A 24,868-nucleotide genomic window follows, 5' to 3' on the forward strand; every position below is an offset into this window, starting at 1 on the left:
ATGCGCAGCATAGTCGTATAGCGCGATCCTACATTGGCCGTTTCGCCCTTGTGAACGGCGAGTCAGTCAATGTCTGGAACTACCCTGACTTTATCTTATCCAGCATCTCGCATAAGTGGCGTTTATTCGCGCGCCAGTGAGCACGACAGAAAAATGTGCGATCGTCACGGATAACGTGGCTGATGAAAATGGCTACGGATGACGTACGCTCTAGTGAGTTGGCCACCGACTACCGCGGCCGTTTGCCCAAGACTGAGCGCTGAGGCACCGAATAAACGATGAGTACCTCAAGCGGGGTAAAGCCTGGACGCCACAGCGCGACTCATTCGATCAGTGGCATGCCGAGTGAGCAGCACGTTTGTATTCCTTATCTATCCTTGTTGCACGGAAACCTTTCCTGAACAGACGTAGTTGAGCCGGTCTCAGCTCTCTCGCTGGCGATGACCACGCAGGGGATGAGTCTCCGTCATCTCGATCCAAGAGCAAGGAGTGGAAACACCATGGCTAATATCGGAAGCAAACCCAATACTAAGTTTCGGGGCGACCCAGCAATTTTTGGAACGTTGGTTGAAGACCACGACCATCACCGCCAGCTCATCGCTCAAATAGAAGAAACCAAGGGTGCCTCTGAAACACGCAAAAAACTGTTTGCCGAACTGACCGCAGAAATCAAAGGTCACGCCGCTGCAGAAGAACAGGCGCTATGGTCGACCGTACTGCGTAAACCCGAAATTACTGAAGATGGCCGTCACGCCGTTGCCGAGCACAAAGAAATGGATGATCTGCTGGAGGAGCTCGCAGAGACTGACATGTCCTCCAGCGGCTGGCTCCTGCGTTTTAAGAAGGTGAAGGAGGAATACCTGCACCATATCAAGGAAGAGGAGCAGGAGTTGTTTGTCTCGGTGGAGAAGAAACTCACCAAAAACGATAAAACCTACATGGACAGCGTCTTCAAAAAACGGAAGGCGGCCGAGAAAGAGAAGGTAAAAAAAGCCTCTTAATCAGTGTCGACAGGGCTGTGTGCCCCGTCGTTTCAAGGGTAAAACAAACTCTGTGCTTAACAATGTGGTGATTGAGGCGAGGCGCTATTTAGGCCCAGTTTCGGAGTGGTAAATGAAAAGTTTCCGACAGCTTTGCTGTGCATCCCCAACGCTACATCGCTTAACTCTACTTCTACGTTGGCGGCTGCGATATGACAGAACAGGGCACGGAGGCTTTTGTTACATGCCCGACGGTGAGTTGTACTACATCGCATGCCCAAAAGCCCATGACGACAAGCGCTCGCGCTAGTCTGCAAGCCTGCTGGGCCGTTCCATCAATCCCCTTCATGTTGGGATACGCTGCGCTTGCCGAATTAACGGAAAAGTCTTCGAAATTCTTATATCCTGCGCGACTGATCCAACCCTCGAGAATTGATACTGGCCTATGGATATTCTGCTCATGCGGCAGGCCGCTTCAGAAGCAGCAGCGGTTTTGCGCTCTCTGAGTCATCCTGATCGTCTCTTGCTGCTGTGCCAGCTAAGCCAGGGCGAGTGTTCCGTGGGGGAGCTGGAAGAAATGCTGGGCATTGGCCAACCTAATCTGTCCCAGCATTTGCGGGTACTTCGTGCTGAAGGACTGGTCGACACTCGTCGCGAAGGCAAGCGCATCTTCTATTCCGTCAAAGACCCAAAAGCGCTGCAAATTTTGGGGACGCTTTACGAGCTTTATTGCCCTAAGCCGTGACTGCTCGCCTCTGCTTCTGGCGTTCTTAACCGCTGCGATCGTTATTACGCTTAGCGCGATCAATAGCGTCTAATGGTTTCCTACACGATGACTAAGGAAGCATCGTTCACAGAAGCCTCACTATGAAATCCCAAGCAGTCTTTGTGTAGCAGGTAGCACTTGGAAATGCGATCAGCACTCACGGCAGTGCAACCAAAGGCTAGCTTGTCCACGGTTATGGCATTGAGGTGCAGTAGGGAGAAGATGAGCGGGCCACTATTAAGTTACGATGACGACGAATGAGCATTGCTGTGGTGCTTAGGATAATCCCTACATGCCTATAGGGGTGTGCTGGCTCATTTTATGAGAGCTATTTCGAATAATTGAAATCATCCAGTTAGAAGCAGAGATGGTTTCAATATGTCTAATCAATCCCGGTCTAACACTACTACTTCCCAGAGTAGTGCTCGCGCACAAGCTAAAGGCAAAAGAACACCAGCATGGGCTGGTATGGCACTTTTCTTTTATGGCTATGAAGTAGCACTGGCTCCATTGGCAGTCGCCGCCACTACGGGGGATCAGATAGCTAAGCATGCTATTCAGGTGAATGATCAAGAGTTCATCCTGCATGTGGTCCAAGGCGAAACCCTTAGCCAGATTGCGCAGCGTTTTGATGTGCCAGAGGCAGAACTTGTTGCATTGCGCGCCCAACTCAGTGAGTTGGGATGGGCCGGACATGTTTGGTTGATCCCGAATCGTCACACCGGCGAAACGTCCAGCTACCCATCCTACATTTTGTACTCGCTGCGTCAGGGCGAGAGCATTGCTTCGCTGGCGTTGGCCAATAACCGCTCTACGGCTGAATTGTCACGCCTGAATGCACTGGCGATGGGTAAAGCCGATGTGTCCAGTTTGCAACGTGGCGAACTGATTCTGCTGCCTGCCCCGCTGAAAAATGCCTCAGCAGAAGTCAGCGAAGGTTCCCGCCGACAATATCAGGCCTATGAGCAGCGTGTTGCTCAATTGCTGTCCAGTGTTGGACAAGCGCATGAGAACCGTGTGAAGAATGATGGCGCGGGCCAGGATACGATGAGCCTACTGGCTCAGCAAGCGGCTGCCGGTGCTAGCAGTGCCCTGTCGCAGGAAACGCAGGAACTGCTGGGCTCCTTTGGCCGTGCCCGGGTCAATGTGCGTACCAATGTTGATACCCACGATGTTGATCTTGAGCTGGATTACCTGCATCCATTGCTGGAAAACAAAGACGGCATCGCATTTGCTCAGATCGGTACGCGAACTGTTGGCGAGCGCAATATCGGTAACCTGGGTGTTGGTTATCGTCATGAGGTCTCCCCAGACCTGATGGTCGGTACCAACGCCTTTGTTGATCAGGATTTCACGCGTGACCATACCCGCGGAAGCGTGGGTGTTGAAGCCTGGGGTAACAGCGCCCGCCTGGCTGCCAACGTATATGCGCCGATTAGCGGCTGGAAGGAATCGGGTGAAGATCAGCTGAACAAGGACCCAGAGCTGTATGACCTCTATGAGCGTCCGGCAAAGGGTTGGGATGCTCGTGGCGAAATCGCCCTACCAGGGGCGCCTCAGGTTGCGCTCACTGGTAAGTATTTCCAGTGGAAAGGCGATGGGGTTGATGTCAACAGCAGCGGCTCGCTGGAGAAAAATCCTAAAGGCCATAGCTTCGGTATGAAATGGCAGCCGATGCCTCTGCTTGGTTTCACAGCTGAACACCAAAAGATCAATGGTGGCGAGGGCAACTGGCAGTTTGGTGCAAGCCTCAACTGGAGTTTCGATCTGACGCTGGATGAGCAACTTAACACCCGCAAAGCGACTGCAATCCGTCCGCTGGCCGATGCCCGTAAGGATTTTGTTGAGCGTGATTACAGCGTGGTCCTGGATTACAAACACAAAGAGAAGCGTGTTGAGCCCTTCGAGTTTGTACTCAGCGTATTGTCACTGACTGCTCCTGTGCCGTCCGCTCCTGAGGCTTTGGTTGTTCAAAGCCCGGAGCTGCGTGGGGTGAGTCAGAATAGTCAGGTGCGTTATGAACTAGGAGAAGTGACCTATAAAGATCACACAAAATCCGTAAATGGTCAGGCAGTAACCATCGACTCCCGCACTGGCAGTATCACGGTCCCACCGGGCATTGGTGCCCATACTGTGCAGGTAATTGCTTACCTTGAAATCGCTGGTCTGGTTAAGTCGTCTGCCACTTATCAACTGGATGTTCAGGAGCCATTGGATAGCGATGGTGACGGTCTCTACGACATTGAAGAGGCGCATTACGGAACGGATCCGAAGAATCCGGATACCGACGGTGACGGCATGTCCGATAAGGACGAAGTCGATGCTGGACTGAATCCGCTGGATCCAAGCGACCAGGTTGACACCGATGGTGACGGCTTGAGCGACTATGAAGAAGAGCAATTAGGGACCGATCCGAAGAATCCGGATACCGACGGTGACGGTATGTCCGATAAGGACGAGGTCGCTGCAGGTCTGAACCCGCTGGACCCGAATGACCAGGTGGACACCGATGGTGACGGCATCAGCGACTACGAAGAAGGCAAGTTGGGTACTGACCCGAACAACCCGGATTCCGACGGCGACGGCATGCCCGATGGTGAGGAAGTGACGGCAGGTCTGAACCCGCTGGACCCGAATGACCAGGTGGACACCGATGGTGACGGCATCAGCGACTACGAAGAAGGCAAGTTGGGTACTGACCCGAACAACCCGGATTCCGACGGCGACGGCATGCCCGATGGTGAGGAAGTGACGGCAGGTCTGAACCCGCTGGACCCGAATGACCAGGTGGACACCGATGGTGACGGCATCAGCGACTACGAAGAAGGCAAGTTGGGTACTGACCCGAACAACCCGGACACTGACGGCGACGGTATGCCCGATGGTGAGGAAGTGACGGCAGGTCTGAACCCGCTGGACCCGAATGACCAGGTGGACACCGATGGTGACGGCATCAGCGACTACGAAGAAGGCAAGTTGGGTACTGACCCGAACAACCCGGATTCCGACGGTGACGGTATGCCAGACGGTGAGGAAGTGACGGCAGGTCTGAACCCGCTGGACCCGAATGACCAGGTGGACACCGATGGTGACGGCATCAGCGACTACGAAGAAGGCAAGTTGGGTACTGACCCGAACAACCCGGATTCCGACGGCGACGGCATGCCAGACGGTGAGGAAGTGACGGCAGGTCTGAATCCGCTGGACCCGAATGACCAGGTGGACACCGATGGTGACGGCATCAGCGACTACGAAGAAGGCAAGTTGGGTACTGACCCGAACAACCCGGACACTGACGGCGACGGTATGCCCGATGGTGAGGAAGTGACGGCAGGTCTGAACCCGCTGGACCCGAATGACCAGGTGGACACCGATGGTGACGGCATCAGCGACTACGAAGAAGGCAAGTTGGGTACTGACCCGAACAACCCGGATTCCGACGGCGACGGCATGCCAGACGGTGAGGAAGTTACGGCAGGTCTGAACCCGCTGGACCCGAATGACCAGGTGGACACCGATGGTGACGGCATCAGCGACTACGAAGAAGGCAAGTTGGGTACTGACCCGAACAACCCGGACACTGACGGCGACGGTATGCCCGATGGTGAGGAAGTGACGGCAGGTCTGAACCCGCTGGACCCGAATGACCAGGTGGACACCGATGGTGACGGCATCAGCGACTACGAAGAAGGCAAGTTGGGTACTGACCCGAACAACCCGGATTCCGACGGCGACGGCATGCCAGACGGTGAGGAAGTTACGGCAGGTCTGAACCCGCTGGACCCGAATGACCAGGTGGACACCGATGGTGACGGCATCAGCGACTACGAAGAAGGCAAGTTGGGTACTGACCCGAACAACCCGGATTCCGACGGCGACGGCATGCCCGATGGTGAGGAAGTGACGGCAGGTCTGAACCCGCTGGACCCGAATGACCAGGTGGACACCGATGGTGACGGCATCAGCGACTACCAAGAAGGCAAGTTGGGTACTGACCCGAACAACCCGGATTCCGACGGTGACGGTATGCCAGACGGTGAGGAAGTGACGGCAGGTCTGAACCCGCTGGACCCGAACGACCAGGTGGATACCGATGGTGACGGCATCAGCGACTACCAAGAAGGCAAGTTGGGTACTGACCCGAACAACCCGGATTCCGACGGTGACGGTATGCCAGACGGTGAAGAAGTGACGGCAGGTCTGAACCCGCTGGACCCGAATGACCAGGTGGACACCGATGGTGACGGCATCAGCGACTACCAAGAAGGCAAGTTGGGTACTGACCCGAACAACCCGGACACTGACGGCGACGGCATACCAGACGGTGAGGAAGTGGCGACAGGTCTGAACCCGCTAGACCCGAATGACAACCCAGCTGCACCGTCTGCAGTAGTTATTACAGGGTTGGACGCGCAAGGCCATCCCAAAGTAGGTCAGGCTTTATCTGCTGAAGTGACGTGTATTGGTACTTGTGCGCCTGAACTTAAATATCAGTGGCAGATTGAAAGTACAATTGGCAGTGATAACTTTGTGAATATAAATGGTGCTACAAGCAATACTTATATCCCCAAATCTGATGAGCAGCGACGTAAGATTCGTGTTTTAGTCTCACTGCTATAAGAGTTTATGCAGCTGCTTTCTAAAGGCAGCTGCATACAATTCAGTTACTACTCCGGAGTCTATAACGCCTGGTGCACTGCATTGGGCGTTTTTTATCCCAGAGCTAAATGCGATCATTTTGTGTTGTAGATTCTGACAGTTGCACTGCCCATCGCTCTGTCATGTTTCAAGTTGTAAGGGGTGTGCTTCAAAATTAATTTAGCCACTGCGCACTTGGTGGCTGATAGATAAAACTAGCACGACCTAACAATGGTCAACCTTTGGGCTTACAAGACCACTTGCCTGGTCGATTTTTAAGATCGAAGCGCCGTAATCTTTCTTCTGAGTAGTGGCCACCGTTTCAAACGCTTAAACAACAGTTGCTGTTCAAGCTTCTTGATGCGCTTTTAAACTGCTTGCTCTCGCGGCACTCAGGTTTTGGCTTCTGTTACTTCTTATCGAGGCATCCTAGTACAACGGGATACAGGCAATAAAAAAGCCGGCTTGTGGCCGGTTTTCTTTTTGCTTATCTATCTGATTTTATTGAAACTCATAATCGAAATTTATTTTGACCCACACTCTGACCCACACGCTGGCTGAGCCCTGGATCGGGAAGGGGCTCTCAGATCAGCCTTGCCTCCAGCAATGCATGCATTTTGAGGGCATCGGTTATGGCCTTCTTAATGCCGCTGACCTTTTTCTTCGTCTCAGATTGAAGCCTGGCTTCGTCCCCATCGAAGCCAGGGTCGGCCTGCCCTGAGGTGAGTTCCCACATGGTTAGTACGGTAGCCAGTCGCTCGATCTGTTTGATGGCTTCGTCATGCTTCACCTTCCAGCGCTCGTCGAGTTGAGTGCGGCGTTTACGCTCGTACGCCAGGGCGTCTTGCAGGGCCTGTTCGCGCTTGCGGTGCTCCTCAAGCGATTTTTCAGCGCCACTGAGGAGGTCTGCGACTAACTCTTCCCCGGACATCTTCAGTTTTTTTGCCTGGACGCTTATGGCCTTCTTAGTCTCAACCGGGAGCGTAAACGAGTAGGGCTTTCTGTTTTTTTCTGAATTCACTGAACGATGTCGATGCTGTCGAAGAGCATTCCTCAGTCTCGTCACGAACTCCAAGCCGTCACGAGTTTCCTGCAGGTATGCAATCGCGTCCGCGACCATTTCGTAGCTGGGTGCCCTTCCCCTTGTTGCGTGTCTGAAGCTGGTTTTTATGCCTAGGTCTGTGGCTTGCCGCATGTACTTATAAACCCATTCCCACTCGCCTCCATCGTTTCGCAGCCATTTGGGCCTGCCTGCAGTGCCTCCCATCTCTCGTCCTCCCCGCTGATTCTGTTGGTTCATTCTAGGTCTGAACCCCTTCGTTTCGCCATTAATAGCTTTGTGTTACTCGTAACGTTACATATAACTCTGATTGGTTTTGTACAGGGTGTATAATCTGTATTTTTTATCAGAGATATTTGAGCATGTCTCTCAAGATACAGGCTGTTCTGGATCGGCTGACAGGCTGCGAGCCGGAGGCGCGATTCATCTTGGAAGCCATTGCAAGGGATAGCTCGCTTGGTAGGTGTGAGGGCGAGTACATCCGAAGCAAGCTGCTTGCGAAGCAGCTGCATATGGTGGAGGGAACAGTTACTGCGGCGTTGGGAGAGCTTGTGGCGGCTGGCCTGGTGGAGCGTATCGAGTCGGCCTCCACCGGCAAAGGTCGGCCAAAGGTCAGCTATCAAGTTGCACCACAGTCACTGGTGCTTCCGGAGGGTCAGCAATGCTCACATGCCCTCCACTCGGAACATATGCAGCGGCTCTTTTCTGAAGCGGATATCCCTGCGGAAATATCGGGTGCGCAGCCGAAGCCTCGGAAAGAAAGCGCGATTGTCACCAAGCATGGAAAACCTGCGCCTCCAGGGGGTCGTAGCAGGTTGAGCATCTGCAATCGATTGCTGCTGGGGGCATTGCTGGCGAATGCCGATCAATTTGGTGTTGTGGTGGGTCTTAGCAACCTGGAATTGAGGCAGCTGACAGGGCTCGACTCCGAGAGTTTGAGTCATCGGCTCCAGCGCCTCAGAGGGCTGGGTTTGATCCGCAGCTATGTACCTGGAGTTACGAGTTCTGTTTTTCGTACCAAGAAGGTCAGCAGCACGTATTTCCTCAACCTAAATCATCCAGGCTATGGCTTGTGCGAGGTGGGGGCGGTTCTGGTGCACTGGCTGCCGCAGTCCAAAGTTCGGAATGATACTTTCGACGTGTTGTGGCGAGATGTGCTTGGATTTCGTAGTTCCCTGCCACCGCTGAATCGCCCCGAGACGCCCAAGACGGTTCTTCACTTTCTAGCTCGTGAGCGGCGACCTGTTTTTGATGTCTTGCGGCTCATGCTCTATCGATGCGCGTCCGAATTGCTCTCGCGCCACTGGAATGATCTGGCCCGTGACGGTGAGGGGGATTATGACTGGCTGCGCGATCGTATTGAGGCGGACCTACAGCCTCCGGCTGGCTATGGCGGGGCAGGCGTGGAGCCTGATGGGGCGTGGCGGGAAATTCTCAGCCATTTCTACAAGCTGGCAGTGGAGATCGCCCAGGCCTACAGAGCCAGGTTTGGTGTGGCAAATTGGATAGGGTTTGACTTGGCTCAACTCTGCATTTTGCCGGTTTTGCAGAGCGAAGGGGATGAAGTCATTGCGCTGCTTCTGCAGCCACGGCCGACAGAGGCATCGATATGCACGATTCTGCGGGAGGACTCACGCGGTGACGTCAACCCAGAACACTGGGGGGCAGAAACGGAGGTGCCGCTGGACTATCGCCTCTATTGCGGGTTGTTGACGCCGCCAGCGCGGCGGTTACTGAAACGGTAAGTCATTTTTTACCACCCCTGCAGATCTTCTGAGCTAACAGAGGAGCCTGCTCATGAGGATCATCCGCCTGAAAGAAGTCATCGATTCGACTGGTCTTGCCCGGTCGACCATCTACAAATACATCGGGGAGGGCACCTTCCCGAAGCCCGTCTCGCTGGGGGACCGCTGCGTCGGCTGGGTCGACAGCGAGGTGCATGATTGGATCCTGGCAAGGATCGAGGAGCGGGACCTGGCCGAGGGTACTGCAGTACGTTCCACCGGCCACCTGAGCATGGCCAGCTAGAACTGACCACCTGTGCCATGACCAGTCGGAGCTGGTCATGGCGCTTATGCCGGCTGCCTGATTCTGGCTGCTCGGCGATCTTCAGAAAGCCGGAGCGATGTTGCTCCCCATCGATCCGGCAGACTCTGGCTAGGCATCGGTCTCCATGGGCTTTTGGTCTGGTTTATGTCCGGAATACGTCTTCAGCATAAAATGCCGTTGCGGCTGGGTGCACAGGGTGGATTTTTCCGAGCCAGCCGGAGCTGTCAGTTGCGGTGTGGGTAGTATGCTTTTACTAGCTATTCCTACCCGAAGGGTTCTTGCCTCACTAACCGTGCAGTAGCAAGCATCACCGACCAGATCCCATGTACCTGGAGGGGCTTAATCATCTGGCACTGAAGCACTATCTGAAGGGGCAATTATCCGGGGATCTACCAACCACCAAGCAACACGATCAGTTCACCACGGGAGACCAGCTACCCATTCATCGCGGATGAGCTTCGTCACCGAGCATCCAGTCGAGGGTGATCAGGCAGGGAAAGGTATCCAGTAAATTAAAACTCCGCAGGCATGGCTTATGAAACTCAACCATGAGAGGTCATAACCATGTTCAGCGATACCAATACCACCCAGCGCTTTCCACTCCGTCACCCTGACAATCCCAACCTCCACCTGCACTACGGGGATACCTTCGAGGGCTTTCCCATTCAGAGCGAAGTAGGCCCCTTTATTCGGGAGTACCTGTCTGAGCTCAAGCGCACCATCGACCTGGCTTTGGCTGAGTATCCGAGGGTGCTGGCGTTCAGGGTGGATCTCAGGCTACCCCAAGGTATCGAGCTACCCGACTTCGCCTATACGAATCAGGTCATCAGCCGGTTCTTCGAATCGTTTACGAAGAAGATCCAGTACCACCAGGAGCGGGTGGCTGAGCGTGGCTACTCGCGTGGTTGCAAAGTACGGTACGTCTGGTCGAGAGAGATCGGTCAGGAGGCCGCCAGCATTATCACCTGCTGATCCTGCTTAACCGTGATGCCTATTACACCCTAGGGCTGCTGGGCTCAGAGAGGGTCAACATGATCAGCCGCATAGAAGAGTCATGGGCCAGTGCGCTGGGGTTGTTGATGTCTGAAGTCGATGGGCTGGTACATATCCCCGAAAATCCAACGTATCGGATAGATCGGCATCCCCGTATGCGGAAGGTTGCATGGTCAGAACACAAGGTTCTTGTTGATGAGCTACCGGATCTGTTCTACCGGGCCAGCTACCTGTGTAAGAAAGCGACCAAGTCCTACGGGGATCGTCAGCGGGGATTCGGAACCAGCCGAGGGTAGTTCCTACCTGCTGCGCAATAGCGTCGTGCCCATGGAGTCCTGGCCTGCCGATGGTTTAGGCTCCGTCCAGGAATAAAATGCTGACGAGAGCGCTGCGGGATGACGGAAAATGGAGAGCGCTGCCGGCAGCATTATCTGTCGGTATACGAACGGAATCAGCCAGCGCTGGATGTTGACAACATAGTTTGACACATTACCCCCCCCCAGAAATTGGGGGCTCATGCCAATCACATCACTCTCCCAGCTCAACATAGATTGACACAGTTTACATAGGCACCCGAAAAACCAGCCTTCCAACTAGCGCCAACGATGAACTGCTTCTTCGGCTCCAGCGCTGGTGGGGCAGCGGGGACTTTCGGCTGCTCGCTCATGCTTCACCCCGGTTGCGCAGGAAATCTCCGGTCTTGGCGAAGGCATCTTTCAGGTAGGCACGCAGCTCGGCATCCATCGGCGTGTCGTCCAGCGCCAGATTCATGCAGTGCAGCCACTGGTCGCGCTCGCTCTTTCCAATAGAGAACGGCAAATGCCGGGCGCGCAGGCGCGGATGGCCGTGCTTTTCGATGAAGCGCTGGGGGCCGCCGAGCCAGCCGCTGAGAAAGTCGAAGAACCTATCGCGGATCTCGCGGGTGTCGGGGTTGTGCATGTCGCGCACGATCTCAACGCCCTGCTCACTGAACATCAGGTCGTAGAAGCGATCAACCAGCTGGCGCAGCGGCTGGTCCCCGCCCAGTTGCTGATAGGGGATTAATTCGGATGCGATTGCCATGAGGGCCTCTTGCAGCGGAAGGTGCCGGCGCAGGATCAGCCCTGCGCCCGCCATAGGATCAGGTAGCCAAGGCCGAGGAGCAGCCAGCAGCCCAGCGGATGGAAAATCGTGCGCCACAGTCGGCTGTACGGATCGAAACCGACGCCGTGGACGAAGCCGCCGCTGATGCCGAGCATCACCAGCATCAGCAGGCTGTGGCTGTAACCGCCCTGATCGTCCAGGTAGGCCGCAGGGTGAATTAGCAGCAGCAAGGCCAGCGGGCTGGCCAGCAGCAGCGACAGCGCCCGGCTCCATGGGCGCCGCAGCAGGGGGCGGACCTCAGTCGTCACCGACCGGTTCCTCATCGAGGTTCTGCGTGGTCTCCAGCCATAGGGCATTGATGATGCCGAAGCTGCAGGCCAGCAGCACGCCGAGAATCCAGGTGAAGTACCACATCTGTCGTTCTCCTTGGCCCTGAGTGGGCATTGATCGGATAGGAGCAAGTTTGTTCGCGATGCCGTGTGATGATCGCCAGCAAACGAGCTCCTACGGTTCGGGGTTTCAGTACAGGCCGTGCGGGTTGCTTTCGATGGTCTGGTCGGTCAGCCGGCCCCACATGCGGGTGTAGCACCACAGGGTGTAGAGCAGGATCAGCGGGACGAAGATGCCCGCCACCACCAGCATGATGCCCAGGGTCTTGTGGCTGGACACAGCGTCCCATACGGTCAGGCTCGACGCCGGGTCGAGGCTGGACGGGAAGACGAAGGGGAACAGCGCGAAGCCCGCAGTGCAGATGGTGCCGACGATGGCCAGGCTGCTACCGAGGAAGGCCACGCCGCCTCGGCTGAACAGCGCGCCGAGCAGCGCCAGTACACCGCCAGCCAGGCCCGCCAGCGGGGCGATGCGGGTCAGCGGGTACTGCGCGTAGTTGGCCAGCCAGCCGCTGTTGTTGAGGCTTACCTGCTTGTGCAGCGGGTTGAGCGCCGCGCCCAGATCGGCGGAGCCGCCGACCAGGCTGAAGCCCTGGATGCCCAGCGCCAGCCAGGCCCCTGCGCCGGCGAAGGCAATCAGGAACACCAGCGCGCACAGCTGGGTAGCCCTGCGCGAGCGCTGGTACAGATCGGCGTCGGTACGCATCATCAGCCAGGCGCCACCATGGGCACAGAGCATGCTCAGGCTGACCACCCCGGCGAGCAGGGCGAACGGGTGCAGCAGGGCGAAGAACGAACCCTCGTAGGTGGAGCGCATCAGATCGTCGAGGCGGAACGGCAGGCCGAGGAACAGGTTGCCGAAGGCCACACCGAACAGTAGCGCAGGGGCCGCGCCGCCTACGAAAAGCGCCCAGTCCCAAGCGCTGCGCCACTTCTGGTTTTCCAGCTTGCTGCGGTAGTCGAAGCCGACCGGGCGACAGAACAGCGCGAACAGCACCAGCAGCATCGCCCAATACAGCCCGGAGAAGGCTACCGCGTAGACCAGCGGCCAGGCGGCGAACAGCGCGCCTCCGGCGGTGATGAACCACACCTGGTTGCCATCCCAGTGCGGCGCGATGGTGTTGATCGCCACCCGGCGCTCGTTGTCGGTCTTGCCGACGAAGGGCATCAGCGCCATGGCGCCCATGTCGAAGCCGTCGGTCAGCGCGAAGCCGATCAGCAGCACGCCGACCAGCACCCACCAGATCAGCTTGAGGCTTTCATAGTCGAACATGGTTGTCTCCTCAGGCGGCGGCCGGCTGCTGTTGTTCGAAGTGGTAACGCCCGGTGTGCAGGCTGGACGGGCCGAGGCGGGCGAACTTGATCATCAGGTACATCTCCACCACCAGCAGCAGGCTGTAGAAGGCGATCAGCGCGGTCAGCGAACCCCACACGTCGCCGGCCGACAGGCTGGAGGCGGACAGGTGGGTGGGCAGCACTTCACCGATGGACCAGGGCTGGCGGCCATGCTCGGCCACGTACCAGCCGGTCTGCGCGGCGATCCACGGCAGCGGCAGGCTGAGCAACGCCCACTTCAGCAGCCAGGGCTTGCGCTCCTCGTTCTTGCGCGCCGAGGCCCAGAAGGCGCAGGCGAACAGCGCCAGCATGAGGAAGCCGCAGGCGACCATGATGCGGAAGGTCCAGAACAGGCTGAACACGTTGGGGATGGTGTCCAGCGCGGCCTGCTTGATCTGCGCGTCGCTGGCGTCCACCACCTTGGCGGTGTACTTCTTCAGCAGCAGGCCGTAGCCCAGGTCCTGCTTGACCGCTTCGAACGCGGCAATGGTTGCGGCGCTCTTGTCGCCACTGCGCAGCTGCTCCAGCAGGGCATAGGCCTGCATGCCGTTGCGGATGCGCAGCTCATGCTCGGCCACCAGCTGCTTGATGCCCTTGACCTCGGTATCCAGCGAACGGGTGGCGATCAGGCCCAGCGCGTAGGGAATCTTCACCGCGTAATCGGTGCGCATTTCCTCCTGGTTGGGCAGTCCGAACAGGGTGAAACCGGCCGGCGCGGGGTGGGTTTCCCACTCGGCCTCGATGGCCGCCAGCTTGGTCTTCTGCACGTCGCCGATCTCGTAGCCGGACTCGTCGCCCAGCACGATGACCGAGAGGATCGAGGCCAGGCCGAAGGCCGAGGCGATGGCGAATGAACGGCGGGCGAAGCCCAGGTCACGCTTCTTCAGCAGGTAGTAGCTGGAGATCGCCAGGACGAAGATCGCCCCGGTGACGTAGCCGGCCGCCACGGTGTGGACGAACTTGACCTGCGCCACCGGGTTGAACAGCAGGGCACCGAAGTCGGTCAGCTCCATGCGCATGGTTTCGTAGTTGAACTCCGCGCCGACCGGGTTCTGCATCCAGCCGTTGGCGATCAGGATCCACAGTGCCGAGAGGTTCGAGCCGATGGCCACCAGCCAGGTCACGGCCAGGTGCTGCACCTTGGACAGGCGGTCCCAGCCGAAGAAGAACAGGCCGATGAAGGTGGATTCGAGGAAGAACGCCATCAGCCCCTCGATGGCCAGCGGCGCGCCGAAGATGTCGCCCACGTAGTGGCTGTAGTAGGCCCAGTTGGTGCCGAACTGGAACTCCATGGTCAGCCCGGTGGTGACGCCGAGGGCGAAGTTGATGCCGAACAGCTTGCCCCAGAACTTGACCATGTCCTTGTAGACCTGCTTGCCGGTCATGACGTAGACCGACTCCATGATGGCAAGCAGGAAGGCCAGGCCCAGCGTCAGGGGCACGAACAGGAAGTGGTACATCGCGGTCATGGCGAATTGCAGACGCGACAGGTCGACGACGGTTTCCGAGATCATCTCGGGGTCTCCTCGGCAAGGGGGGAAGACGGTGTGGCAGGACGGCTGAACAGGTGGCTGTCCAGGCGTTCGGTGCCGTTTTCAGGCAGGGTCGGTTGGTCGAACCAGATGGCCTTGATGCCGAGCAGCAGGGCCAGTTTGATCAGCAGGATGGCGGTGATTTCCCGTACCAGCGGGAGGCGCCAGGGTGATCGGGGGGCGGCTTTACTCATTTTGGTTCACCGGAGGAATCTGGGCGGCAAAAAAGTGCTTCAGTTCAACCTCACGCCCCCATCATCTACTTGATGTTAAGAATACTGGCGGGGGTATTTTAGGGTTTTGATTCGAGTCAAAGCCCTTTGCTGTTTAAGGCGAGCATCTACGGCTGTATCGGGAATTGGTATCGAGGCTCTCCTACAAGCGTATCAGTCGCTTGCAGGAAAGCCAAGCATCCGCCGGGAGTTATTCCTCAAGCAGGCTGCGCAGCATCCAGGCAGTCTTCTCGTGGACTTCCAAGCGCTGCGTGAGCAGGTCGGCAGTGGGCTGATCATCGGCCGCTGTCACCGTGGGGAAAAGCTTGCGTGCAGTGCGCGCCGTCGCTTCCTGAGCCTCCACGAGGTGGCGAACCATGTCATCCGCTTTGGGCACGCCTTCGACTTCCTTGATGGATGCCAGCTTGACGAACTCCTTGTACGTGCCCGGAGCGGGGTGCCCCAGAGCGCGAATACGCTCGGCGATCATGTCCAGTGCATTCCACTGCTCGGTGTATTGCAGCATGAACATCTGATGGAGGCCGTTGAACTGCGGGCCCGTTACGTTCCAGTGGAAATTGTGAGTCATCAGATACAGCGTGTAACTGTCTGCCAACAGGGCAGATAGGCCTTTGACGATTTTTGTGCGATCAGCGCTGCTGATGCCTATATCGATGGGCTTGATCTTCTTACTTGCCATCTTCATTTCCTTTTTTGGCTGAGTGGTGATCTGTCTGGAAAAACTTGCAGCAGAGGTGTTAGCACGAGTGAAAAATTGACCCTTGGTTTCTGCTTAGTGGAAACCGAGACGCTAGCACTTCTACTGCACTCGCTATTCAGCACAAGGCATCCTGCTTCAACCTCAGTTATTGCCTTGGGCAGGTTTTGATACCTACAAGGCTATACGCCGGGCACCAGCTCAAGGCGCCAGTGGCCAGTGGCAGTACGCCAATCCATGCCCAAATGGGGCCACCCAGTACTGCCCAGAGGATGAGCGCCACCCCGGCCAGAATGCGAATGAGCCTGTCGATACCACCTACGTTTTTCTTCATGATCGAACTCCATTAAAGACTGTTATTGGCACGGTACATCTTGAGAGGGTTCATCTTGGCGCTCCATGGCAGGCCGCTGTTCTGCCAGCCGCCTTGCAGGCGGAAACCAGCTTGCGGTCCTTCCTTGAGTGCAGGCCCTTGGAAGCCGTCGATTACATAGCGCGCATTGGGAAATCCATTGGCTCGTAAGAAGTCCGCACTTGGCTTGCCACGCTCGCTGCCGGAGCGGCACATGGTGATGATTTCGGCGTCAGTACTCAGGCCGCGCTCTTTGAGTGCTGCGCGCACCTCTTCGATGAAGCGGGGATTTTGCGCCACCTTGTAGGAGCCCCGCTCATCATCCCAAGTGGTGCGGTCCACCAGCAGGTAAGGAATATTGATGTCTACTGCATCGGTGAAGCCCACGAACATGATTTCCACCGGATCCCTGACATCGATGAACAGTAGCTTGGCTTCCCCTTGACCGAGTTTGGCGTAGGTGTCCTGAGCACTGATGCCAATGTCGGTATCAGCCATAGCCGGAAGACTTAGAAGAGCCAGCAGCGTGGCCATGATCAGAGCTTTCATACCTTTTCTCCTTATGTCATTCGAAAGGTGGGAGCGTAGGGCGGGCGATGGGCTTGCCCGCCTCATGCCAGGCGTCGTAGCCCCCCTCAATTGATCTAACCTGCAGGTAGCCCATATCTGCCAGGCTACGGGCAGCCAGTGCAGCGCGGCCGCTGGTCTTGCAGTACAGAATGACATTCAGATCTCGGGCCGCCAGCTCAGGGCTGTTGCTGAGCCTGAACTCCAGCAGGCCGCGTGGAATATTGATGGCGCCGGGGATATGTCCTGACTGGTACTCATCGGGTTCGCGTACATCAATCACTGCGTCTGCTTCGCGCATCAGCGTTTCTGCAGCCTCCGGGCTGACTTCGTCGATATGTTGGCGGGCTTCCTCCACCAGGTCATGCGCGGTCTTCATGGGTTTCTCCTATTGGATGCAGCGAATGAGTGACTGTGTTCCAAGGTGCTGAGTGTCAGCTCTGGCGCCAAGGTTTTCAGAGCCTGGTACTGACTTATGAAAACCTGGCCGCCGAAGCGCTCCAGAAAATCCGAGCGGCGCAGTTGATCCATGACCGGCCCTTTGACTTCGGACAGGTGCAGTTGCACCCCAGCGATGTTCAGGCGTTCGGCGATAGCCTCCAGAGAGTCCAGGGCGCTGGCATCGATCAGGTTGACTCCTGGGCACATCAGCACCAAATGTCGTACCTGCGGGCGTGCTGCGATCAGCTCGCTGATGCGTTCTTCCAAGTAGCGCGCATTGGGGAAGTAGAGGCTTTCATCGACCCTAAGGGAAAGAACGCTTGGTGATTCGATCACGTCAAAGCGCTGCACATTGCGAAAGTGTTCGGTCCCCGGAACTTGGCCGACAACGGCCATGTGCGGCTTGCTGGTGCGGTACAGAAACAGCAGCAGAGAAAGGCCAACGCCAATCAGGATGCCGGCTTCAACGCCGATAAACATTACGCCCAGCAAGGTGGCGAGTTGGGCCAGTCCATCCTGCTTGGAATACTGCCAGGTTCGTTTCAATGAGCCTAGATCGACGAGGCTGAGCACTGCGACAATGATGGTGGCGGCCAGTACCGCTTGAGGAAGGTTGTGCAGTAGCGGCGTCAGCAGTAGCGCGCTGAGGGCAATCCCGACTGCAGTGAAGACACCAGCCATGGGCGTTTGTGCGCCGGCGTCATAGTTGACCACCGAGCGGGCGAAGCCTCCCGTAACGGGGAAGCCGCCGCTGAAGGCCGCACTCAGATTGGCTGTGCCTAAACCCAACAGTTCACTGTCCGGGTCAATGCGCTGGCGGCGTTTTGCCGCCAGGGTCTGGCCGACCGATACTGATTCGACGAAGCCGACCAGGCTAATCAGCAAAGCTGCTGGTAACAGTTGTAATGCCAGCCGCCAATCCAATTCCGGCAGGCTGAAGGCCGGCAGCCCTTGGGGAATAGTCCCTACGACCTTGACGCCACTCTGATCAAGATGCAGCACACTGACGGCAAGAATCGTCATCACAATGGCCAGTACGGGCCCCGCCTTGGCCATATTGGCAGCCACCTGGGCATTTAGGCCTAGCTTCTGCAACAGTGGCTTCAGCTGGCTGCGCGCCCACCAGAGCCAGCTAAGGCTGAGCAGGCCAATCAGCAATGTTGGCCCATGCGTGTCCGGCAGCGCGCTGAACAGTCCGGGAATCAGTTGTACAAGACTTTCCCCCGAGACGGAGATACCCAGCACATGCTTCAGTTGACCTATGGCGATCAGTAAGCCCGAGGCGCTGATAAAACCTGAAATCACCGGGTGACTGAGAAAGTTGGCGAAGAAGCCCAAGCGCAAAACCGCCATCAAGGTCAGGATCAGGCCAGACATCATTGCTAGTAGCATGGCTGCAGCAATGTAACTGGGGCCTCCTTGCGGAAACAGCGGCTGTAGCGCGGCGGCCGTCATCAGTGACACTACAGCCACCGGGCCAACCGCCAGGGTACGGCTGGAACCAAAAATGGCGTAGAGCATCAATGGTAGTAGGCTGGCGTACAGTCCATGCACAGGTGGTAAGCCGGCGAGCATGGCATATGCCAGGCTTTGAGGTATCAGCATCAGCGTGACGATCAGGGCGGCCATGCTGTCCTGGGCTGCGTGGCTTCTGTTGTATTGACGCCCCCAATCTAGGCAGGGCAGCCAGCGGCTGATGCTCATTTTCGTGGGTCCTGTCCAAAGTCACAGGCGGCAGGAGCCTCCACCGGCAGGGGCTCATGGGGTAGACGCTTGGGTTCGGCTAGCCACTCACGCCCACGCAGCATCATGTCGAAATAGATGCTGGGCATCATCTTCACTTTAAGGTCCCATGCCAGGCGGCGAGGTACGGCCGGGTCGAGTGGGAATGTAGGTAGTAGCTTGCCGCCATAACCGAACTCGGCAAGCACCACCTTGCCGCGCTCGACCGTTAGCGGGCAGGAGCCGTAGCCGTCGTAGAGTGCACGCGGCCCTTTGCCTGCGAGCACGGCAAGGACGTTCTCGGCGACGACTGGCGCCTGCTTCCGAACTGCCGCAGCAGTCTTGGCATTTGGGGCAGCACAGACATCGCCGAGGCTGAAGATATTGCCAAAGCGCGGGTGGCGAAGGGTCTCATGATCGGCTTCGACCCAGCCGTCTGCATTGGCCAGTGGGCTCTGACGGATAAATTCGGGAGCCCGTTGTGGCGGTACGGCGTGTAGGAAATCGAAGGTCTTCTCGATCTCCTGGCTATTGCCTTGCGCATCGACCTGCTTGAACCAAGCCTTGTGGCCGGGGCCGTCGACGGCAAGCAGAGTGGTGTTGAAGTTAAGGTGAGCACCGTATCGCTCGACATACTGCATGAGGGGGGGCACGAAGGTCGGTACCCCGAACAGCACGGCACCGGCTGAACAGAAGTCGACTTCGATATTCGACAGCACGCCCTCTTTCAGCCACCAGTCGCAGGAAAGGTACATTGCTTTCTGCGGCGCGCCTGCACATTTGATCGGCATTGGCGGTTGGGTGAACAGGGCACGACCCTGTCGCAGGCTCTGTACCAGTTGCCAGGTGTAGGGCGCCAGTTCGAACTGGTAGTTGGACGTTACACCGTGTTTGCCCAGTGTGGATTTGAGTCCTTCAATCGCGTCCCAATTCAGTGTCAGACCTGGGCAGACAATCAGTGCGCGATAGCCGATGCGGTTGCCATCTTCCAATACCACTCTCTGCTGGTCTGGCTCGAACCCGGCCACGGCAGCGCGAATCCATTGAGCGCCCTGAGGAATGCAACGGCCCATGGCGCGCTCTGTGCGGGCACGGTCGAAAATACCGCCACCTACCAGTGTCCAACCAGGTTGGTAGTAGTGCTGGTCACGTGGCTCAACGATGGCGATGCGCAGATCCGGATTGCGTCTTAGAAGGCTGGCGCTAACGGCACAGCCGGCGGCTCCCCCACCGACTACCAGTACGTCATAGCGCTGAGTGGGCGGCGTGCTGGCCTGCGGCACTCTGATGGCGGCCTTTTGCCAGCTCTCTTCTAGGCGGGGTGCCAGCCCCGTCAGGTCGTAGCCCGCATCGCGGGCTGTAGCGAGGATGGTGAGCGGATCAAGATGATGCGCTTCGCTCAGTGCCCACAGGCTAGTCGAGCGAGTTCCCGTTCGGCAAAAGGCAAGCACTGGGCCTCGAACTTGGTTTATCAGATCGCCGAAGGCGCTGACGTCACCATCCCCGATCTGCCCGGATACTACCGGTAAAAAATGGTACTCCAGGCCACTAGCCTCGGCTGCAGCTTGCATCTCAGCAGAAGAGGGCTGTCCCTCACCCTCTCCGTCTGGCCTATTGTTGATTACGCTGCGAAATCCGGCGGCGGCTAACGTGCCCATATCGGCTGGCTGCAGTTGGGCCGCAACGGCGATGAAGGGTGTCAGGCGTTTGAGCGAGTCCATAGCGTCACCTCAGAGCACGTCGAGCGGGATCTTCAGATACCGGGTGCCATTCTCCTCTGCGGGAGGGAGTTGACCTGCGCGCATATTGACCTGAACCGAGGGAAGAATCAGGGTCGGCATGCCAAGGGTGGCGTCGCGCTTGCTGCGCATGGCAACGAAGTCTTCTTCGCTGATCCCTTCATGCACATGCACGTTATGCGCGCGCTCCTCGGCAACGGTGGTCTCAAAACGGTAATCGTCTCGTCCTGGTGCCTTGTAGTCGTGGCACATGAACAGGCGAGTCTCGCCAGGCAAGCTGAACAGCTTGCGGATTGACTGATACAGGGTATGAGCGCTTCCACCGGGGAAGTCGCAACGCGCGGTGCCGTAGTCAGGCATGAACAGGGTGTCGCCGACAAATCCTGCATCGCCAATCACATAAGTCATGCAGGCAGGAGTATGCCCAGGGGTGTGCAAGGCATGGGCTTTGATGCTGCCGATGGTGAAGGTGTCGCCGTCAGCGAACAGATGATCGAACTGGCTGCCATCGGTGGCGAATTCACAACCAGCATTGAACAGCTTGCCGAAAGTGTTCTGTACCACGGTGATGTTGGCGCCGATGCCCAGTTTTCCGCCCAGCTCACGCTTCAGATAAGGCGCAGCTGACAGGTGATCGGCGTGCACATGGGTTTCCAGTAGCCAGTCAACGGTCAGTTTATGTTCATGGACATGGGCGATCAGTCGGTCGGCACTGGCAAAGGAAGTGCGTCCGGATGCCGGGTCGTAGTCCAGTACCGAATCAATAATGGCGCAGTGTTTGGTGGTGGGGTCGCTGACCACGTAGCTGTAGGTGAACGTGGCGGGATCAAAGAATGCATCGACTTTGGGTTGCATGGCTGTGCTCCTATACATACCCCATGGGGTATCTTTTTTGAGCATACCTAATTTTCTGTTCTATGCTTAGAATAAAAGAGAATATTAATTTTTGGCTTTGTTCTTTGGGCTCTACTCTGATTAAGCAATTGAAATATATGGATTTAATTCATTATTTCTGTGGCTGCAGGGCGTGCCGTCTACAGCTGAGGAGGTGGTATGGGTGATCTGTGGATGTTTGTAGGGGCGCTTGTAGTGGTCTATTTGAGGGTAATACTGCAATGCGAATCGAAGGCGGTACGACTCGTCTGATCACGACACTGACTGCCAGCTTGCCCGCCAGTCGAATCCATCTCTGCACCGAGGTGGTCGCAGCCTACCTTGATGAGAACGGAGCGGCATTGCGTCTAAGCCCCCACAGAGCTTTCGTGCCAGCGTTTGCCGCCAGTACCTCCCAGTTGCTCCCCGGGGCGAAAACCGGCGCTGGATTCTGGGTCTGGAGCAGGTGGTTACGCACGCTGTTGGTCGTGGTGCTCAGACGGCGCTTGAGCCGAAAGCGTTTATCTGCCCAGTCGAAGATGAGTGTGCCGCGTTCAGTGACCGCACAGCTGATGGCACGCGGTTGAGAGAAGTCTGAAGAACCATTCAGTCTGAATGGTTGACGAGCTCACTGAGCAACTGGTTGACCTGCATACTGCTCTGCTCCATGTCGTTTACTGCGCGCAGGACCTTGTTCCAGTCCTGGCTTTGGGCGGCATGCAGGGCCTCATGGGCGGCATCGTGTACCAGTCGGTGCGGTTGTTCCAACTGTTGGTAGCTGCGTAGACGGCCATAGAGAGCCTGGGTATCGCTGTTTTTGTACCACTGCCCGAGTCGGCAAGTGTCGTGGTCACTAAGTTGAGTGTTGCTGTCGTGCTTGAACAGGCGCTGATAGACGGACAGCTTGAACAGCAGGTGGTCGAGTTTGACGGCTTCGCAGAAGGAGCCGAGGGCAATACCCTCAATCAGTTGGTTCATGTGCTCGCCGAGCACCACCATTTCATCAAGAGTCTGAGCTGAGCTGGAGACATCGCCAGCCAGGCGAGATGCTTCCTCGGAGAGGGTGCCGATGGAGCGGCTGGCGGTTTCGGTTTCCTGATTGATCGAGCCGACAAGCTGGCTGATTTCCTGGGTGGCCTGGGAAGTGCGTTGGGCCAGGGCGCGCACCTCGTCGGCAACCACGGCGAAACCGCGACCTTGTTCACCGGCCCGGGCAGCCTCGATGGCAGCGTTAAGAGCCAGCAGGTTGGTCTGGTCGGAAATTGCTTTGATCAGCTCGACGATGCGGCTGATCTCGCTGACCCGCTGCCGCAGAAGTTCTACGCTCTGCACGCTGCTGATCCCCTGCTCGGCCATGGTGCCGAGAGAGCTGGAGAAGCCGCCGAGCAGCGCCGAGGTTTGCTCGAAGACACCGCTGTGCTGGCGCAGCTTGTTAACTTCGCCGCGCAGTTGGTCGGCTTGAGTCACAACACCATCACGGGTTTGCGACAGCGAGTCCTCGAACTGATCCAGTTTACTGTGCAATTGGCTTTGGTATCGACTCTGTACATTCAGGTCGGTCAATTCTTGTTGATTCGACTGCTGCAGGCTACGCAAGGCCTCAAGCTCTTGCTGCATTGCGCGCTTTTCCTGCTCAAGCTGACTGACTTGTTGTTGCAGTGCTTCACTGTGCATGCGCCACTTGCGGTCGAACATGGTTTGACTCCGAGAATGCGATAGGCCGTTTCTACTTATCGCCTGTGGCCTGTAGAACTTAAGGCTTAGGTGCGCAGGTGTCTAGGAGTCCGGAGCGATTCACCTTGTTGAAGATTTGGTAGAGTCACTCCTTCAACTGAAGGAGTGCTTCACATGGGATTTTATATCGAGTGCTACCGTGGGGCTGAGTTTTTACACGCTGGGCAACCCAGCACGATCAGCGCCGATCAGATAGAGCAAGTCGTTGATGAGACGACGCAGGTATCAACACCAGCGTTCAAAGGTGCTGACGAAGTGCGTCGAGCTACGTTCGCTGCGACTACACCTCAAGGGAAATTCACCTGGCATGTACTCTTCAGTACCGGTGACGCCGATGACTGTGTGGAGGACGTTACGCTTGTCAGTGCTCCGTTGGATGCAGTCGTCAAGGTGACCCCTGGGTTTAAGATCAGGGATATCTGATAGCGGAGTCCCTCTCGGGCTTGGCTGATTAGCAATCGCGCATCGGGCCTTATCAGCGAGAGACAAAAAATAAAGGATCTCCCGCTCTTAGCGGAGCGGGGACATCCGTTTTCGCTGACGTCAGTCACTTGCTTGATGGTGCTGCCTGCAGTCGACAGAGGATCCAGCACGCCAGTACCACCGCTATCAGCAATGGTGGAAAGCGTACCATCATAATCGCCAGCAACAAGACCGCCAGGCAGCCTGTCAGGATCCCGGCAAACATCATCGCAGCACCGAAAGTACGTAGCAGCCGTTTCATACCTCCTCCTTCCGTGCGGCTTGCGCTTCCAACTTTTCAGCCAGGCTGGGCCTGCTGGAGGTGACTTGTGGTGTGGTTGTTGAGACGGGCACTTCACCTTCCTGGTAAAACTCCTCAACGATGGCGCTTACATCCTCCTCGCTGTCCTCAAAGGCACCGTTGCCGAATCCGCGTCGTGCGGCTTCATCCAAAGCAGCCTGATTGAAGCCTGCTGCCTGCCGTCGCGAATCGAGTTCACTGGCGGTTACCAGAGCCTCGGCCATGTCCATGCCGCCGCGTACTGTCAGGTCGGCGTAGAAGATCGGCGTGCCATGGCTCTGGCGTGTCGACTTACCACGCAGGCGCAGCTCCAGAGGCAGACAGGCCAGGCGGTTTCCAGAGATGGCTTGGAAGTAATGCAGGCGAGCGGCCAAGGTGCGGATGCTGTTGAAGCCAGTGGTGCGAAACACAAAGCTGCCCAGCGGATCCTCATCACCAATGACCACATTCAGTCGGCCATAGGGCCTGCAGGCACCGCCTTTGGCTAACTGACAAGCGTCCGGCGATGGACAAGGCAACGACTGCATGCCGTCCTGAGTGACCCGTTTGCAGGTCTCGCCATTGCCGACGCAAACCGGTCGCCCCGATTGCCGGTCGAACAGCGTGTAGTCGGCTCGGAAATTCAGCTCCGGTTCGTTGAACAGCAGGCGTACCGGAATGCTGCGCAGCTTGTCGTCCTTGCCCTGACGTAGCTCGTCATTCAGCGGGTGCAGCAGCCAGCCGTCCTTACCCTGCAACTGTGACGTGATGGTGAACTGGTCATCCTTCTCTGGCAGTCGCTTGCCGTTCTTCTCGATGACCTTACCGATGGAAATCCGCCCGAGTACCGGTGGAGTGATAGCCAGACCTTTGAGCATGGTGAGTCTCCTGGAAATGAAAAAAGGCCAGCCACGCAGCGCGAACTAGCATGGACTGGCCAAGG

24 protein-coding genes and 1 pseudogene are annotated in these 24,868 nt (G+C 57.1%); 8 read left to right on the forward strand and 17 right to left on the reverse strand.

What is annotated here, in order from left to right:
* Window positions 1-500 precede the first annotated feature (500 nt).
* The 3 genes from WG219_03585 (at window position 501) to WG219_03595 (ending at window position 6,366) form a co-directional block, all read left to right on the forward strand.
* Window positions 501-1,001, forward strand: coding sequence for a hemerythrin domain-containing protein (locus tag WG219_03585; GenBank protein WXL26571.1), 501 nt, complete (start codon window positions 501-503; stop codon window positions 999-1,001).
* A 424-nt stretch (window positions 1,002-1,425) separates the two neighbouring features.
* Window positions 1,426-1,725: a metalloregulator ArsR/SmtB family transcription factor gene (locus tag WG219_03590; GenBank protein WXL26572.1), complete on the forward strand. Its 300-nt coding sequence runs from the start codon at window positions 1,426-1,428 to the stop codon at window positions 1,723-1,725.
* A gap of 489 nt (window positions 1,726-2,214) precedes the next feature.
* A complete protein-coding gene (locus tag WG219_03595; protein WXL26573.1) occupies window positions 2,215-6,366 on the forward strand; it encodes a ZirU family protein in 4,152 nt (1,383 codons plus the stop codon).
* Window positions 6,367-6,967: 601 nt separating this feature from the next.
* Here the strand turns inward: WG219_03595 and WG219_03600 are convergent.
* A complete protein-coding gene (locus tag WG219_03600) occupies window positions 6,968-7,651 on the reverse strand; it encodes a hypothetical protein (GenBank protein WXL26574.1) in 684 nt (227 codons plus the stop codon).
* Window positions 7,652-7,806: 155 nt separating this feature from the next.
* Here WG219_03600 and WG219_03605 point away from each other — a divergent pair, with 155 nt between their 5' ends.
* From WG219_03605 to WG219_03615, 3 genes and pseudogenes are all read left to right on the forward strand, one after another.
* Window positions 7,807-9,189, forward strand: a complete 1,383-nt coding sequence (locus WG219_03605; protein ID WXL26575.1) for a hypothetical protein — start codon at window positions 7,807-7,809, stop codon at window positions 9,187-9,189.
* A gap of 52 nt (window positions 9,190-9,241) precedes the next feature.
* Window positions 9,242-9,472, forward strand: a complete 231-nt coding sequence (locus WG219_03610; GenBank protein ID WXL26576.1) for an AlpA family transcriptional regulator — start codon at window positions 9,242-9,244, stop codon at window positions 9,470-9,472.
* Between the two features lie 585 nt (window positions 9,473-10,057).
* Window positions 10,058-10,782: pseudogene (locus WG219_03615) on the forward strand (inovirus Gp2 family protein).
* Window positions 10,783-11,149: 367 nt separating this feature from the next.
* Here the strand turns inward: WG219_03615 and WG219_03620 are convergent.
* From WG219_03620 to WG219_03680, 13 genes are all read right to left on the reverse strand, one after another.
* On the reverse strand, window positions 11,150-11,548 hold the full coding sequence (locus WG219_03620) for a group II truncated hemoglobin (GenBank protein ID WXL26577.1): 399 nt from the start codon (window positions 11,546-11,548) through the stop codon (window positions 11,150-11,152).
* Between the two features lie 35 nt (window positions 11,549-11,583).
* Window positions 11,584-11,892 (reverse strand): cyd operon YbgE family protein, encoded by a 309-nt coding sequence (locus tag WG219_03625; protein WXL26578.1) that lies wholly within the window; start codon window positions 11,890-11,892, stop codon window positions 11,584-11,586.
* A complete protein-coding gene (cydX, locus tag WG219_03630; protein ID WXL26579.1) occupies window positions 11,867-11,983 on the reverse strand; it encodes a cytochrome bd-I oxidase subunit CydX in 117 nt (38 codons plus the stop codon). The genes WG219_03625 and cydX overlap by 26 nt, the downstream gene beginning before the upstream one ends.
* 105 nt (window positions 11,984-12,088) lie before the next feature.
* Window positions 12,089-13,231 (reverse strand): cytochrome d ubiquinol oxidase subunit II, encoded by a 1,143-nt coding sequence (gene cydB / locus WG219_03635; GenBank protein ID WXL26580.1) that lies wholly within the window; start codon window positions 13,229-13,231, stop codon window positions 12,089-12,091.
* Window positions 13,232-13,241: 10 nt separating this feature from the next.
* Window positions 13,242-14,807 carry a cytochrome ubiquinol oxidase subunit I gene (locus WG219_03640; protein ID WXL26581.1) on the reverse strand — a complete coding sequence of 522 codons (1,566 nt, stop codon included), beginning with the start codon at window positions 14,805-14,807 and terminating at the stop codon, window positions 13,242-13,244.
* Complete coding sequence (gene cydP, locus WG219_03645; protein WXL26582.1) at window positions 14,804-15,019, reverse strand: cytochrome oxidase putative small subunit CydP; 216 nt, start codon at window positions 15,017-15,019, stop codon at window positions 14,804-14,806. Before cydP ends, WG219_03640 begins: the two co-directional genes overlap by 4 nt.
* Before the next feature lie 229 nt (window positions 15,020-15,248).
* Window positions 15,249-15,737: a Dps family protein gene (locus tag WG219_03650; protein ID WXL26583.1), complete on the reverse strand. Its 489-nt coding sequence runs from the start codon at window positions 15,735-15,737 to the stop codon at window positions 15,249-15,251.
* Between the two features lie 166 nt (window positions 15,738-15,903).
* Complete coding sequence (locus WG219_03655; protein WXL26584.1) at window positions 15,904-16,089, reverse strand: DUF2892 domain-containing protein; 186 nt, start codon at window positions 16,087-16,089, stop codon at window positions 15,904-15,906.
* 12 nt (window positions 16,090-16,101) lie between these two features.
* Entirely contained in the window at window positions 16,102-16,656 is a 555-nt protein-coding gene (locus WG219_03660; protein ID WXL26585.1) for a rhodanese-like domain-containing protein, read from the reverse strand.
* A gap of 16 nt (window positions 16,657-16,672) precedes the next feature.
* Window positions 16,673-17,053 (reverse strand): rhodanese-like domain-containing protein, encoded by a 381-nt coding sequence (locus WG219_03665; protein ID WXL26586.1) that lies wholly within the window; start codon window positions 17,051-17,053, stop codon window positions 16,673-16,675.
* Window positions 17,050-18,819 carry a sulfate permease gene (gene sulP, locus WG219_03670; protein ID WXL26587.1) on the reverse strand — a complete coding sequence of 590 codons (1,770 nt, stop codon included), beginning with the start codon at window positions 18,817-18,819 and terminating at the stop codon, window positions 17,050-17,052. The genes WG219_03665 and sulP overlap by 4 nt, the downstream gene beginning before the upstream one ends.
* Window positions 18,816-20,558, reverse strand: coding sequence for a bifunctional protein tyrosine phosphatase family protein/NAD(P)/FAD-dependent oxidoreductase (locus WG219_03675; GenBank protein ID WXL26588.1), 1,743 nt, complete (start codon window positions 20,556-20,558; stop codon window positions 18,816-18,818). The genes sulP and WG219_03675 overlap by 4 nt, the downstream gene beginning before the upstream one ends.
* Before the next feature lie 9 nt (window positions 20,559-20,567).
* Window positions 20,568-21,431, reverse strand: a complete 864-nt coding sequence (locus tag WG219_03680; protein ID WXL26589.1) for an MBL fold metallo-hydrolase — start codon at window positions 21,429-21,431, stop codon at window positions 20,568-20,570.
* Between the two features lie 260 nt (window positions 21,432-21,691).
* On the opposite strand from WG219_03680, the gene WG219_03685 reads away from it, so the two are divergent.
* A complete protein-coding gene (locus WG219_03685) occupies window positions 21,692-22,036 on the forward strand; it encodes a hypothetical protein (GenBank protein WXL26590.1) in 345 nt (114 codons plus the stop codon).
* Between the two features lie 19 nt (window positions 22,037-22,055).
* Here WG219_03685 and WG219_03690 read toward each other — a convergent pair whose 3' ends face one another.
* On the reverse strand, window positions 22,056-23,144 hold the full coding sequence (locus tag WG219_03690) for a methyl-accepting chemotaxis protein (GenBank protein WXL26591.1): 1,089 nt from the start codon (window positions 23,142-23,144) through the stop codon (window positions 22,056-22,058).
* Between the two features lie 153 nt (window positions 23,145-23,297).
* Between WG219_03690 and WG219_03695 the strand changes: the two genes are divergently transcribed.
* Window positions 23,298-23,606, forward strand: coding sequence for a hypothetical protein (locus tag WG219_03695; protein WXL26592.1), 309 nt, complete (start codon window positions 23,298-23,300; stop codon window positions 23,604-23,606).
* A 124-nt stretch (window positions 23,607-23,730) separates the two neighbouring features.
* Here the strand turns inward: WG219_03695 and WG219_03700 are convergent, their stop codons facing one another.
* Both WG219_03700 and WG219_03705 read right to left on the reverse strand, forming a co-directional pair.
* On the reverse strand, window positions 23,731-23,907 hold the full coding sequence (locus tag WG219_03700; GenBank protein ID WXL26593.1) for a hypothetical protein: 177 nt from the start codon (window positions 23,905-23,907) through the stop codon (window positions 23,731-23,733).
* The gene (locus WG219_03705) at window positions 23,904-24,803 is read right to left on the reverse strand and encodes a hydrolase or metal-binding protein (protein ID WXL26594.1); all 900 of its coding nucleotides are present in this window, start codon (window positions 24,801-24,803) and stop codon (window positions 23,904-23,906) included. Before WG219_03705 ends, WG219_03700 begins: the two co-directional genes overlap by 4 nt.
* Window positions 24,804-24,868: the final 65 nt, after the last annotated feature.

This window comes from Pseudomonas mendocina, from assembly GCA_037482215.1.
Lineage (GTDB): Bacteria > Pseudomonadota > Gammaproteobacteria > Pseudomonadales > Pseudomonadaceae > Aquipseudomonas > Aquipseudomonas mendocina_E.